Annotated in this window: 9 protein-coding genes; 5 read left to right on the top strand and 4 right to left on the bottom strand. The window is 43.0% G+C overall.

The window, feature by feature from the left end:
• Nucleotides 1-9: 9 nt before the first annotated feature.
• Nucleotides 10-897, bottom strand: coding sequence for an FHA domain-containing protein (locus BVC89_RS12355; protein ID WP_086931475.1), 888 nt, complete (start codon nucleotides 895-897; stop codon nucleotides 10-12).
• Between the two features lie 188 nt (nucleotides 898-1,085).
• Here BVC89_RS12355 and BVC89_RS12350 point away from each other — a divergent pair, with 188 nt between their 5' ends.
• From BVC89_RS12350 to BVC89_RS12340, 3 genes are all read left to right on the top strand, one after another.
• Nucleotides 1,086-1,859 (top strand): PP2C family protein-serine/threonine phosphatase, encoded by a 774-nt coding sequence (locus BVC89_RS12350; protein WP_086931474.1) that lies wholly within the window; start codon nucleotides 1,086-1,088, stop codon nucleotides 1,857-1,859.
• A 163-nt stretch (nucleotides 1,860-2,022) separates the two neighbouring features.
• Nucleotides 2,023-2,796 carry a DUF481 domain-containing protein gene (locus BVC89_RS12345; RefSeq protein ID WP_086931473.1) on the top strand — a complete coding sequence of 258 codons (774 nt, stop codon included), beginning with the start codon at nucleotides 2,023-2,025 and terminating at the stop codon, nucleotides 2,794-2,796.
• A 136-nt stretch (nucleotides 2,797-2,932) separates the two neighbouring features.
• Nucleotides 2,933-5,572 (top strand): SNF2-related protein, encoded by a 2,640-nt coding sequence (locus BVC89_RS12340; protein ID WP_086931472.1) that lies wholly within the window; start codon nucleotides 2,933-2,935, stop codon nucleotides 5,570-5,572.
• Nucleotides 5,573-5,657: 85 nt separating this feature from the next.
• Here the strand turns inward: BVC89_RS12340 and BVC89_RS12335 are convergent, their stop codons facing one another.
• Nucleotides 5,658-7,004, bottom strand: coding sequence for a glycerophosphodiester phosphodiesterase family protein (locus BVC89_RS12335; protein ID WP_086931471.1), 1,347 nt, complete (start codon nucleotides 7,002-7,004; stop codon nucleotides 5,658-5,660).
• Nucleotides 7,005-7,189: 185 nt separating this feature from the next.
• On the opposite strand from BVC89_RS12335, the gene pgm reads away from it, so the two are divergent.
• Nucleotides 7,190-8,899 (top strand): phosphoglucomutase (alpha-D-glucose-1,6-bisphosphate-dependent), encoded by a 1,710-nt coding sequence (gene pgm / locus BVC89_RS12330; protein WP_245929388.1) that lies wholly within the window; start codon nucleotides 7,190-7,192, stop codon nucleotides 8,897-8,899.
• An 86-nt stretch (nucleotides 8,900-8,985) separates the two neighbouring features.
• On the opposite strand, the gene BVC89_RS12325 is transcribed toward pgm, so the two are convergent.
• On the bottom strand, nucleotides 8,986-9,615 hold the full coding sequence (locus BVC89_RS12325; protein ID WP_086931470.1) for an HAD-IIIA family hydrolase: 630 nt from the start codon (nucleotides 9,613-9,615) through the stop codon (nucleotides 8,986-8,988).
• A 113-nt stretch (nucleotides 9,616-9,728) separates the two neighbouring features.
• Nucleotides 9,729-10,664 carry a 23S rRNA pseudouridine(955/2504/2580) synthase RluC gene (gene rluC, locus BVC89_RS12320; RefSeq protein WP_086934608.1) on the bottom strand — a complete coding sequence of 312 codons (936 nt, stop codon included), beginning with the start codon at nucleotides 10,662-10,664 and terminating at the stop codon, nucleotides 9,729-9,731.
• 903 nt (nucleotides 10,665-11,567) lie between these two features.
• On the opposite strand from rluC, the gene rne reads away from it, so the two are divergent.
• Entirely contained in the window at nucleotides 11,568-14,486 is a 2,919-nt protein-coding gene (gene rne / locus BVC89_RS12315; RefSeq protein ID WP_086931469.1) for a ribonuclease E, read from the top strand.
• The last annotated feature ends 47 nt before the right edge of the window (nucleotides 14,487-14,533 follow it).

The raw sequence follows: 14,533 nt of genomic DNA, 5'->3' as shown, positions 1-14,533 counted from the left end.
TAACAATCACTAGCCTAGAAAATACCAAGCTAAACCCACTCCCAAAATTAGCGCCGTGACCACAATTAATACCCGGCTATTACCATCGGCATGATCTGATGGCTCGGCTACAACAGCACTTTCTTGAGACGACCTAGCCGACTGCGCTTGGGCATCAGGACGAGACTTTTGTTTACTGGCTTTTTGCGCAGGCTTCACCGGAGGCAGATGTTCAGCTTGTAATGCAGGCCTTACCGTAGTCAAATCAGCATCATTAGATACACTGGCTTCCATAACTTTATTGCTCCCAGCAGGGCCAATAACGCGAAACCTCAAGGTATCAAAACATAACTCATCGCCGGCAACTGCTAGCGCTTGGCTGACTTTTTTATTGTTTATGAAGGTGCCATTAGCAGAGTTTAAATCCAATATATGTAAACCGTTTTCTCTAACAGATATTTTTGCATGCTTGCGAGAGAGGTGAACCACACCAAGACAAATATCACTTTCCTGAGAGCGGCCGATGATATGAGTTCCCTGGAGAGGAAAGCTTTTATCTGCAAGTGCCGTATTGAGTGCTTTTAAAGACCATACACTTTGAGAATCAACAACAGGAGCTGCCGCTCTTACTGCCTTTGGATCAACTAAAGTAAACTCGCTTTTACCAAGGGAGAAGACATCACCTGCCTTTAGCGTTTTACTCTCACTTACGATCTGGCCATTTACATTCAAACCAAGACCGCCGATAAGATTAACTATTTCCACATCATCGCCGTTAACCAACAGCTCCGCGTGCAGACCTCTGACCGACTCGTCAACAATAGTAATATCACAACGACTATCACTGCCGAGCACATATTTTTGCTCGACAAGCCATAGTGGTCCTTTATCCGATTTTTTATTTACAAGTTGCAACATCCCTTAAATTACCTATTTTTTATGTCGATACGCGAAATAAGGCGAACAATAGTATCTTTTTCTATCGATGTCATCCCAAATAGCACCATAAACTGTGAAAATGCACAAAATATTCAATAAGATTAACGACTTGTATGCATTTTTAGTTTAGTCTAAGTTATATGAACATACATCCGATATATTAAATTATGCATTTTTGGCGATATAGCTCGGCCACGGACGTGGGCTTACAACGCAATAATAATGAAGATAGCTATCTAAGTTGCCCCGAGTTAGGTCTTTGGGTCGTCGCAGATGGGATGGGTGGTCATGCAGCTGGCGAAGTTGCCAGTGATATTGTCTCTCAATCTATAAAAGAAAAAATAAGACAGGGTAATTCTTTACTGGACGCGATACAGTTTAGCCATCAGCAAGTGCTCGATGCAGCGGCGGATGGCCGCGGTAGTCAAGGAATGGGATCGACTGTAGTAGCTCTTCTATCTCGCGGCCAACACTATACTATATCTTGGGTAGGCGACAGCCGAGCTTATCTTTGGTCGCCTTATTCTGAGCCCTCTTTTGTACAGATGACAACCGACCATTCCTACGTGCAAATGTTGTATCAAACAGGTGCTATTAGCGAATCAGAGTTAGATACACACCCAGAAAAAAATATTATTACACAGTGCTTAGGCTCGATTGAACTTGAAAGTGTCCAGGTGGAATCAAAAGAAGGGGAATGGCAGAAAAATGAATGGATAGTTTTGTGCAGCGATGGCTTGAGTGACGCAGTTCCTGCACACATTATCGCTCAAATATTGCACGAGTCTAAAAACGTGCGTGTTGCCACACAAAGTTTAGTTGAATCCGCCCTTTCGTATGGCGGTAAAGACAACATCACCGTCACTATTGTCGAATGTCCTGGCAAATATCAAACTTTTTTACAGGCTTTTACTGCTTCACTCTCAAATTTCTTTAAATAGTTCTATATCATTCGCTCCCGGACAATGCATGCATTCTCTTTTATTTTTGGGTGTTTTTTATTCAAAAAAAATAATAACTCATAGAAATACACCTCAGGGCAAGTAAGCCCATAAAAAGGTAGAAAAGGAAAAGCGGCATTTCATATACTTTGGAGGGTAATTTATGAATAAGCTATTTACATTATTAATCTTATCGGCACTGTCTTCTTTTGCCGTCGCACAGGAAGAGGAAGAAAAGAAACCATTAGAAATAGAGGCTGAATTTGGCCTATCGACTACATCTGGAAATACCAGTACACAAACATTCAAAAGTAGACTAGAAGTTAAACAAGATCTGGAGAATTGGCGTAATAAGTATGTTCTTCAAAGCTTGTTTACGCGCAATGAAGTAGAAGACGATCAAGGCGAACTTGTTGAAAGAACTGCAGCCGAAAAGTATTTTGGGTCGGCCCAAGGCGACTATAAATTAAACAAAGATAATGCCGCATTCTTCATTTTTGGTGAGTATGACCGCAATCGTTTCAGCGGCTTCGAGTACCAATATACCGTTGCTTTAGGTTATTCTGATCGCTTGTTTACGACAGATAATTCTTATCTATCGTATAATATCGGTCCTGGTGTCACCGTTATTAAAGAGGAAGACGATGAGACAACAGGTATGGAAATGGAAGCAGAAGAAACTTTTGTGGTCCGTTTTTTAGTTGAATACGTCTACCAAATTAGCGAAAATTCCAAATTCACACAAAATATAAATACGAACTATTCACCTGACTCAGATGAAAATACGAAAACTCGAGCTATCACTGCCCTTACCGCGCAGCTTAATAGTTCTTTCGCGTTACGCGCTTCCTTTACCGTTGACTACAACTCACAAGTTCCAGAAGAGCGTGAGCACGCAGACACTGAAACAGCGGTAACTATCGTATACAGTTTTTAATATAATCATAAAGAACTTCAGGATGCATTGTTTCTCTAGCTACCCGCTATACAATAACAACATCCTAAGTTCACTTTATTGCCCCGCTATCCAATACCGACAGGCAATAAGATATCAATGACTTCGAAGGGTAATTATGGCCGATTTTGTACAAGGGCAACGCTGGGTTGTCGATTCCGAACCAGAACTGGGATTAGGCACAGTCACATCTGTCCAAGGACGCCGAGTCAATATATTTTTCGAACAAAGTGATTGTGAACGTACCTACGCCAAAGACAACGCTCCTCTCACTCGTATCACCTTCGCTATTGATGATGAAATCAAAACGGCCAAAGGTGAGACCAAGACAGTTACCCTCGTTCATGAACATGAGGGCTTACTATTTTATGAGACTTCAGACGGTGAAATTACTGCCGAGACCTCCCTGTCATCTGAGGTTCAGCTCAATCAGCCATTTATGCGCTTAATGACGGGACAGTTGGATAAACCCAACTGGTTTTCTTTTAAGCGCCAACTGAGCGATGCTATTGCAAAGGTATGGCAATCACGCCTAAATGGCTTACTTGGTATTCGCGCTAATCTTATTCCTCACCAGCTTTATGTCGCCTGGAGCGCCTGTGAAAGGGAGAAAATACGTGTTTTGCTGGCCGATGAAGTAGGTTTGGGTAAAACCATTGAAGCCGGCATGATACTCTCTCGTTTGATTAAATTGGAACGTGCTCAGAGAGTGCTAATTGCAGTACCAAAAGCACTACAAGTTCAATGGCTAGTGGAGCTTATTCGCCGCTTTTCTCTGCACGCTGAATTATATAAAGCGCAAGAACATGATTTTCACAGTGGTCAGATACACATCGTCCCCCATGAAATATTTGCTGAAAAAAGCGATGAACTAAGTCAAGGCGAGTTTGATTTAGTCATTGTCGATGAAGCTCATCGACTAACGCCAGAAAGCGAGGCATTCAAAACCTTAGAGCAACTTTCAAATCATGTTGAGCATCTTGTTTTACTCACAGCTACACCAGAGCAACTCGGCCTAGAGAGCCATTTTGCACGCCTAAAACTTCTCGACCCTGCTAAATTCTCATCACTAGACGCATTTATTGCCCAAGAAGAGAAATATATCCAACTGAACGAAGATATTCGCCAATTACCCGCCAGTCGCGACAGAATTATTGACCAATATCAGCTCGATTTAGCGCCTGAAGACAGCGAAGATAAGCTCATTGATCAGCTGCTCGATAGCCATGGTGTGGGCAGACTCATGTTCCGCAATGTCAGATCCGCAATCGCAGGCTTCCCAAAACGAGTTGTGGTACCGGAAGTTCTTGGTGACGATAGTTGGGATGAAAAGTTCGAGTGGCTTTCGCAATGGCTGAAAAATAATAAAGGCGAAAAGATTTTAGCCATATGCCATGATATTAAAAGCGTTTTTGCTTGCGAAGATTATCTATGGCAAAAACACGGTATTGACGCATCCGTTTTCCACGAGGAACAAAGCCTTATCGAACGCGATCGCGCTGCTACTTACTTCTCGGATGAAGAAGGTGGTTCACAAGTGCTCATCTGCTCGGAAATTGGCAGTGAAGGACGTAATTTCCAATTCAGCTCACATTTGGTTTGTCTGGATATTCCAGAACATCCAGACTTGCTTGAGCAGCGTATTGGACGGCTCGATCGTATCGGCCAGCAAAAGGATATCAATATTCACATGCTCTATGGAGAAGGTTCAAAAACCCAAATCCAGTTCCGTTGGTTCCATGAAGTATTGGATTGTGTGCAGCAACAAAATCCCGCCGCAACCCCCGTACACGATGAGTTTTGGCATCAACTTGACGGCTCTCTTGAAAATACAGAGATCATAAGTTTGGCAAAAGAAAAACTCGCCAAACTGCGAGAAGATATTAAAAATGGACGAGATGCTCTTTTAGAAAAAAACAGCTGTCGACAGCCAATGGCAAATAGCATTGCCGAAAAAATATCAACTTTTGAGCAAAATACCCCTTTAGAGCTTGTAGAAACTGCTAGCGACTTATTGCAATTTTATTTTGAAGAAACTTACCAAGGGGCATATAACATAATCCCTTCTGATAAAATGTTGATTCCATCGCTGCCAGGTATTCCTCCAGAGGGTATTGAAGTTACCTTCGATCGCAACATCGCCAATACTCGAGAAGAAGTGAAATTCATCAGTTGGGACGCACCCTTTATACAAGGTCTCTGGGAATTGCTGCATTTTTCGGAACTCGGTTCTGCATCCGTAGCGACACTTCCAAGCCCTCAATTGCCCGCCGGACACTGCCTATTAGAAGCGTGCTTTGATTTAGTCATTCAGTCACCACTTGCAGCAGAGTGCCGACCATTTTTAGATGGACTGACAGTCAGATCTTTAGCAATCGACATCAGCGAAAATGATCTATCTAATGCCTTACCTGAAGATGCTTTACAAAAATCTATTCAAGCAGTTAAAAAGCACCTCGCACGGGAAATAATAAAATCACAAAAAGAAGAAATTCCCGGATGGTATAAAAAGTGCGAACTATTTGCTGACAATCAAAAGCAAACATTAATTGAAAAGGCGGTTGTTGCAGCAAACCAGTACTTTGATGGTGAAATTACACGTTTGCATTTGCTGAAAAAACGCAATGACTTTTTCGATGATGAGGATATCACTACCTTAGAAAATAAAGCACGTGAAGTTGTCACAGCGATTAAAGAGAAAATACATCTTCATCTCTCGTCAGTAAGACTTATTGTAATTACAGATACGACAAAGTAATCTTTTAAAGAAAGTAACGAGATAAAAATAAAAAAAGGCAAGCATATATATGCTTGCCTAATATGGGTTACAGCTGGGAATTAATTTACAAACCTTTGCAGTTCGCGTAAAAGGTTACAGAAGCAGGCCAATCAGAGAAAATACCTAAAATACCTACATCGTACGCCAATACATGTAACACGTTCATCATATCACCGTCGTTATTGATTACATCGGTAGTGGTTTGGTAGTACCAACCACCACCATTAGCCAAAGGGCCTGAGCGCTCAAAACTCCAAGCAATAATATCCAATCCCGCTGCTTTTGCTTGCACAGCATACTCGGAAGGGACGATCTTATTATCAGCGTCTAAACCTACCAACATCCACATAGGAGGCGCAATAATTTCCACACCTTCGGCAACCAGTTGTTCCATATTAGGAGACCATGTACTAGGATTAGTATGATCAAAACTAGGGTCGCTATAGCGTCCATCAAGGTATACTGCCTGACGGCCAAAACGTGGTTCATTTTCTATCCAGTAGCGCACATCTTCAATGTTAAAGCTTTGTGCCCAAACATGGCGTGGACGCACACCCGCCTCTTTATATTCATCAATCATTTGTTGCGCGTAATCTTGTTGGGTGTACTCACCCTCGTACGGCATTTCCACTTCAGGGGATTTTAACTCTGGTGTGAATTTCACATTTAAGTCTTTAAATAACTCGATACTTTCTTTGTGGCTTAATAAAGTGCCACAGGTCGCATATAAATCTGTTCGCCAATTGGGTGTGCCATTTAAATATTCTTCAACAGTAGTTGCACTAGTATTAGCAGCGTCCATTTTTCCACACAACGTTTTAAATTCTTTAAGTGTAATATCACTGGTGCAGCATTTTGCTGAGGCAGGCTCACCGGTAATAGGATTAGCCGATGTAAACGGCTGCGTGCACTTGCCAGCTAACTCAGTGGCTAAGATATTCGTTGTTGTATGTAAATCGCATTGCGAGTGACGACATACAAGTTCACGATCTTTCGTGAACGTTACATCGCATTCCATAATGCCTGCCCCCATTTTAGCGGCTGCTTGATAAGACTCTTTGGTATGCTCAGGAAACTGCATAGGCGCACCGCGATGGCCGATAGAAAAATCTGTCTTACGTGCTCGCTTGCCTTTTCTAATACATTGTTTTAAAGCTTCTTTAAGTGGGCCCTCGTCCATATCATTAACAAGGTAATCAGGTCGTGGCCCTAGCTGTATATTACTTCGCCTCTTATATCGATATCTTTTTGTCTGCAAGAAATCTTTTATCCAAGCAACATTTTGATAATGGAAAGCTTCGTTATTGTTGCTCGAAAAAGCTGTTGAATCATCTGAAGTGTAGCTTTTGCTATAAGTTTGCTGGCACAGCAAAACACTTACTGCAAAAAACCAAAACTTTATATTGCGCATATATAAACCGCCCTTAACTGGAGTTATTTATTATCGGCCGGATACTAACGAATAAATATGTAATATTTATGCCGGTTTGATGAAATTATTCCACTGTTAACTAAAAATTAGCGTTAGCTGGCAATTAACGGCACACGAAACAACATTATTTAAGAGGTCTACCTTTATTGGAAAGATAATTAATTGTGGATATATATGAAGACATGGATAGAATGACTACCCAATATGATATTAGCCCACGTCAGCTGAGAGGACATCGCATGACATTGCATGAACGAGCAGGCCAACCTGTATCCCAAGATGATCTTACTAATATACCTCGCTTAGTCAGCGCCTATTATTTACACGTTAAAGATCTAGCGCCTGTTAGTTTTGGAACATCAGGTCATCGAGGCAGCGCCAACAATAAGAGCTTTAACGAAACTCATATTATCGCAATATGCCAGGCACTTGTGGAGTACAGACAAGAACAAAATATCACAGGGCCGCTATATGTAGGCATCGATACTCATGCATTATCCGAGTGTGCTTTTGCCACAGCGCTTGAAGTTTTTGCAGCCAATCAAGTAAAAGTGTTCATCCAAGAGGGTCGAGGCTATACTCCCACCCCCGTTATTTCTCACGCTATTTTGAGCCACAACCGAAGTAAAACAGAAAATTTAGCCGATGGAGTTGTTATCACCCCCTCTCACAATCCTCCGCAAGATGGCGGATTTAAATATAATCCACCCAATGGTGGGCCGGCTGATAGTGATATTACAACTCGTATACAAAACCATGCTAATGCCATCATAGCTGATGATCTTAAGGATGTTAAACGCATAAGCTTCGAACAAGCAATAAAGTCAGACTATGTTCATGAGCATGATTTTATCAAGCCCTACGTGGACGACTTGGGCAATGTTATTGATATGCAAGCGATAGCGAAAGCTGGAATCAAAATTGGGGTTGATCCTTTAGGGGGCTCAGGCATTGATTATTGGCCGGTGATTGCTGACACCTACGGCCTTGATATCGAAGTGGTTAACACTTCCATCGATCCGACTTTTTCATTTATGCCTTTGGATAAAGATGGCAAAATCCGCATGGATTGCTCGTCACCTTATGCCATGTCGGGCTTAATAAAACTTAAGGATAAGTTTGATATTGCAGTAGGTAATGATCCCGACTATGACCGCCATGGCATCGTCACTAAATCAGCGGGGTTAATGAACCCTAATCACTATCTCGCCGTGGCCATCAATTACCTTTTTAGCCACCGCACACAGTGGTCTTCTTCGTTAGCGGTGGGAAAAACCCTCGTCTCATCGGGTATGATTGACCGAGTGGCTAGCGCATTAGAAAAATCATTGGCAGAAGTACCTGTGGGCTTTAAATGGTTTGTAGATGGGCTTTATAACGGCACCTACGGCTTTGGCGGAGAAGAAAGCGCCGGGGCCTCTTTTTTGCGAATAGATGGCAACGTTTGGTCAACAGACAAAGACGGTTTTATTCTTGCTCTGCTTGCAGCAGAGATCACAGCCGTCACAGGGAAAGACCCCGCTGAACACTATCAAGAGTTAACAGCTAAGTTTGGTACACCGGTTTATACAAGGCTCGACGCCCCTGCTACATCTGAACAAAAAGCCAGGCTCAAAAACTTATCTGCCGAGGCTGTTAGCGCACAGCAACTTGCGGGAGAAAAGATCATAGCCAAACTCACACACGCACCAGGGAATCATGCTGCAATAGGCGGTTTAAAGGTGATAACGGAGAATGGATGGTTTGCCGCGCGGCCATCAGGCACAGAAGATATCTACAAAATTTATGGGGAAAGCTTTAAAGGTGAAGATCATCTCCAACAAATATGTCAAGAAGCCCAAAACATCGTACAGCAAGCTTTTGACAGTGAATAGTGCACTATCGACATAGAGCAGCTGCTATGCAGCTGCTCACTAATATAGCGTCAACTAGGTTTTTGAAACGATTTTAGCCTAAGCCTTTACCACTGCAAGATTTGCTCAAATTCATGCACACATAAATCCGGATCGTAGGCTTGAAGGCGGCTGATATGGTGAGCGCCATAGCTTACCGCAATTTTTTTCATACCCAGAGAATGAGCCATTGCCATATCGTACTCGGTATCGCCTATCATGACGGCATCCTGAGGATCGGCAGAAAATTCTATTAACAATTCTTTTAACATCAAAGGGTCAGGCTTAGATGCGGTTTCGTCCGCACAACGCGAACTATGAAAAAAGTTTTCCATACTAAGGTTCTTTAATACACGATCTAGACCGCGACGACTTTTTCCGGTGGCAACAGTAAGTGTATGGCCTTTCTCGCGCAAAGACTCCAAGGTTTCTAATACACCGGGGAACAATGGCGATGGCTGTTGATCGTCCTTAATGAAGTGCTCTACATAGTGACTGCGATAGTTATCTAAATCACTGGCCGCAATATCGGGATATAGTGTTTTGATGGCTTCTGGAAGGCCGAGGCCGATAATATTTTTGATGGTGTCATCATCTAAAACATCGAGGGAAGAGTCCATGGCAGCTCGTTGCATACAACGAATAATTTTTTCAGCGGAGTCACTAAGGGTGCCATCCCAATCGAATATATATAGCATGCATTATCCTACAGTCTATCAATACTAATTTAAATCTTATTCAAAATTGTTTTTCTACTACGTATCGCTTTTAATTTACATATAACTCGCAACGAGTGCCTATATTTTGCCACCTAACGTTTAGGCAGCGCTCTTAGAGCTTTCTCTAGCTCTTCAGGCAAAGGCGCTGAAACGTCAATGCTTTCACCATTTTCTAGGGAAAATTGTAATGAAGACGCATGTAAGAATAGTCTGCGAAAGCCACAACTTTTCATCAGCTTATTGAACTCGTCTGTACCATATTTCTCATCCCCTACCAAAGGGTGCTTGGCATATTGGGCGTGAACACGTATTTGATGGGTACGACCAGTAATGGGCTTTGCCTTTACCAAGGTGCAGTCTTGATAGTAAGACACAACATCAAAAACCGTTTTCGAAGGTTTACCCTCCATATCAACACGGACAATACGCTCCCCACTTTTTAATTCATTTTTTTTAAGCGGCACATCAATAGTAGATTTTCTCTTGGACCAATGCCCTTGAACCAGCGCTAAGTAATTCTTCTCGATTCCCCCCTGCTCTCTTAAACGAGAATGAAGTTGACGTAACATCGAGCGTTTCTTAGCCAAGATAATACAGCCAGAGGTATCTCGATCTAATCTATGCACCAACTCTAGGTAATCATCATCACGAATCTGCCTTAATGCTTCAACCAGGCCCAAATTGATTCCAGAACCACCGTGGACAGCCAAGCCGGAAGGTTTATTAACAATGAGCAAACCACTGTTTTCAAATAAAATAGAAGATTGTAACAAAGCTTTCAGCTGGTCACCGGGCCTGGGGCTTGGAGTTTGCTCATTGAGACGTACGGGAGGTACTCGAACGATGTCGCCAGCCTGTAGCTTTCTTTCAGGTTTTGCCCGCCCTTTATTCACTCTCACTTCACCTTTGCGAATAATCCTATAGATCAAGGATTTAGGTGCTCCCTTGAGAATTCGAGAGAGATAATTATCTAACCGCTGCCCCATTTCATCAGGGGTAATGGTCAAAAACCGAACAGACTCAGACATAAACGACATATAACAGCTTAAGATTGAGTGGGCATGATACGCATTTTCCCGGATAAATCCCAAATTATCTCAAAGTCACCAGGAAAGATATCCGAAATATTCGCTTCATGCAGCGATTATGCCCATTATTTGAAAGGTCTTGACTTCAATGTTATATTGAAGCTAAGCCGGTATGTGAACGAACTAAATGACAACAACTACCGGTTCACGTTGAAAACAGCCGCAGCACATACACCATACGCTCCCGCTGATTCACGTTAAATGTTAGTTTTAGGTGTATGAACCATGTATTGTGGTTCACACAAATTTTAAACTCGCGCACAAACATGATCGCGAATTGTTGAGAATAAATAGGTTGTTGGGTCAATAGAAATCTTCGCCTGATACCCAGTTAATAAGTAATAAATTAAGTTACAACGTCGGTAGTTGTTTTTTGAGATCGCACAATTCACATGCGGTAAAGCTATGTAAGCCAGATGTCTTTATGCACTGACCTTACCCCCTTACCGTAGTTTGCGAAAGCTCATAATTATCTTAGTTAGAAATTATCTGGGTTAACGTTTGTCTGGGCTAGAAATGATCGGCATCAGTAGACATGTCGGTGCTTTCTATTATTCAACCTTAAATTGAAATTTAAAACGAGTATATAAATGTATACTCGTTCGAAAAAATATGCGTATACATAGGCAGCGCACTCGCTATCTATATAGCCAAGGCTTTCTTGTTGTCACAAACTAAGTTTACAACCTGAGCCGCTCTGTTGATTGTATTCGTAACTGTGTATTCACGTTTTAGTATCGTGAACTAGATACACAGTGTAATGCTTTTCAAAAGGTCAATTTTTGTTCCTGTGCGCCTCAACAATGAGCGATCTCTTAAGTGCCTACAAGAGATTTCTCTTACATGAAAAGAATGTTAATAAATGCAACGCAGCCTGAAGAGCTTCGCGTTGCCCTTGTCGATGGACAACGACTTTACGATTTAGATATTGAAAACCGACTCCGAGAACAAAAGAAAGCTAACATTTACAAAGGTAAAATCACTCGAATCGAGCCCAGCCTAGAAGCTGCTTTTGTAGAATACGGTGCAGAGCGCCATGGTTTTCTCCCCCTCAAAGAAATTTCCCGCGAATTCTTCCTCAAAGACCCCAAAGAGATCGAAGGACGCATCCGGATAAAAGATGTGGTCAAAGAAGGTATGGAGGTTATTGTCCAGGTAGACAAGGAAGAGCGAGGCAACAAAGGTGCTGCTCTCACCACTTTCATAAGCTTGGCCGGGCGTTACTTGGTACTTATGCCTAACAATCCCAGAGCAGGCGGAATATCGCGCCGCATTGATGGCGATGATAGAGCAGAACTTAAAGACGCATTGGGGCAAATTGATGTGCCTAAGGGAATGGGCGTTATTGTTCGCACAGCCGGCGTTGGTCGCAGGGCAGAAGAGCTACAATGGGATCTTAATTATCTAATCAAGCTTTGGGCAGCAATCAAGGAGGAGTCAAGCACTTCATCAGCCCCTCACTTCCTGTTTCAAGAAAGCAACGTCATTATTCGCGCAATTCGTGACTATTTGAGACCCGATGTAGGTGAAGTTATCATTGATAACCGTGAGGCCTACGACCTCGCTTGCGCTTTTGTGCAGCAAGTGATGCCCAATTACACTAACAAAGTCAAGTATTACGAAGAACAGCTGCCCCTATTCAACCGTTTTCAGATCGAGGGACAGATAGAAACCGCATTTGAGCGAGAAGTTAAACTACCTTCTGGTGGCTCTATCGTCATTGACGTCACCGAAGCACTGGTGAGTATCGACATTAACTCTTCACGCGCCACAAAAGGTGGCGACATTGAAGAAACTGCAGTACAAACCAATCTAGAAGCTGCAGATGAAATCGGCCGACAGTTGCGTTTACGCGATATCGGCGGCTTAGTTGTTATCGATTTCATTGATATGCACCCAGTAAAAAACCAAAGAGCTGTGGAAAATCGAATGCGTGATGCGTTATCCGTTGATAGAGCTCGTGTTCAGGTTGGCCGCATCTCACGTTTTGGCCTTTTGGAAATGTCTCGTCAACGTCTAAGACCTTCTCTTGGCGAGACCATGTCTAAAGTATGTCCACGCTGCGGAGGACAAGGCACAATACGAGGCACAAAATCCCTTGCTCTATCTATTTTGCGCTTGCTAGAGGAAGAAGCCCAAAAGGAAAGAAGCGCCGAGATTCGTGCAGTAGTGCCAGTTCCAGTGGGCACCTTCTTACTCAATGAGAAACGCAAGGCTATCTCAGATATTGAAACAAGGCATGATACTCGTGTGGTAATTTTACCCAATAGCGAACTCGTCACGCCCCATTTTGAAGTGCAGCGCTTACGAGATGACGATCTTGAATCGGTGGAAACTAGCTACAAAATTGACATGTCTAATGAGGATGTGCCAGTGGAAGCTCCTGCTAACAATGTGTCTACCACAGGCATCCCCAAGCCTGCGGTACAGCAGCTACCGCCGGCAGAGCCAGCACCACCCCAGCGTCAAGCTCCTGGCTTAATTGAAAAGATTATTACTTTGCTAAAAGCACTCTTTAGCGGTGAGGATAAAAAGCCAGTTAAGAAAGGCAAAAAGGGATCCAATAGAAATAACCAGAGAAACTCTAATAATGCCCGTCGCAATCAAAATCGTCGCAAAAACAATAATCGACGTCGAGACGACGACAATATAACGGACAATTTGTCAGGCAAACCCCCAGAACAAGCAAAGAACAAGCGCCAATCTAATGATGGACAACAAGGGCGCAATAAAAACCGTCAGCGCAAGCAGGACAATAATAAATCCCGCAATGATGATGAGAAGAATCTCAATAACGATGAATCTCAGAACGGCAAGAGCAATAAGCCTCCTCGCCGTCCCGCTAATCGCAAAGCTAAATCTCAGCAGAAACAGCGGGGACCAGTACCTGAATCAGCTCAGGAAAATACGGATAGTAATGAACAGGCATCTCAAAATAAGCAGCAAGTAAAAGAGAAAACGGTAAAAAATGATAATCGTGCGGCGTCAGCAGTAGAAGAATCCTCTTCTAAAGTTAATTCCTCACAGAAAAAGCCGGCAAAAAAGCCTAGCCAACCGAAACAAGTGGCAAAAGGCACTGCAGATGCACAAATAAGTACCGAGCCAGGAGCACACGAAACACCTGTCAGTACCAATACAAACTCTGAAGCTAAATCTGAAGCTAAAAAAGAAAAACAAGAAGCGCCCCAAAGCGGCATAGAAGATACACAAACTGAAGCTAGCATCGACTCGCCTATAAATGAAGTCGTGGCTGATAGAGAGCAAAATGAAGAGATTAATCTTTCCACTCAAGCACCAAAGCCGACTCAAGTAGAGACTGCTGTAGATAGTGCGGCACCAAAAAGTGAAGAAGAAGCTCAGGAAGCTACCCCGCTCCCGAGTGTTAAAGCCGTTGAAAAGCAGGTTAGTCCCGATATATCCGGTCAGACGGATAAAGACATTTCGGTAACTGAGCCAGCGCAAGCGCCTAAAACTATTCAAGCTGAGACAAGCAGCACTGAGATGCAGCCTGAACCTCAACAGGTAGCACGCAAGTTTTCACGACCTGCAAATGACCCAAGGCAATCGCCCAAGCCGGTGGCCACAACTGAAGTGACCACAGTTACAACGGCAGCAAAAATGAGCCACGCCCTCGATACAGCAACACCAGCAGCGATAGAGAGAAAGCCACGAAACATCGCTCGTCCGGCTAACGATCCGAGAGTAAGCAGTTCAGAAAAGCAACAAGTAGAGGATAAAACATCTCAAACTACTGCAGAATAGTTTTTTTTATAAAAAACATAAGGTTATCGCTTGTGCCTCGCGAAATC

The organism is Agarilytica rhodophyticola (genome assembly GCF_002157225.2).
Lineage (GTDB): Bacteria > Pseudomonadota > Gammaproteobacteria > Pseudomonadales > Cellvibrionaceae > Agarilytica > Agarilytica rhodophyticola.
This window is presented reverse-complemented; position numbering and strand designations above follow the sequence as displayed.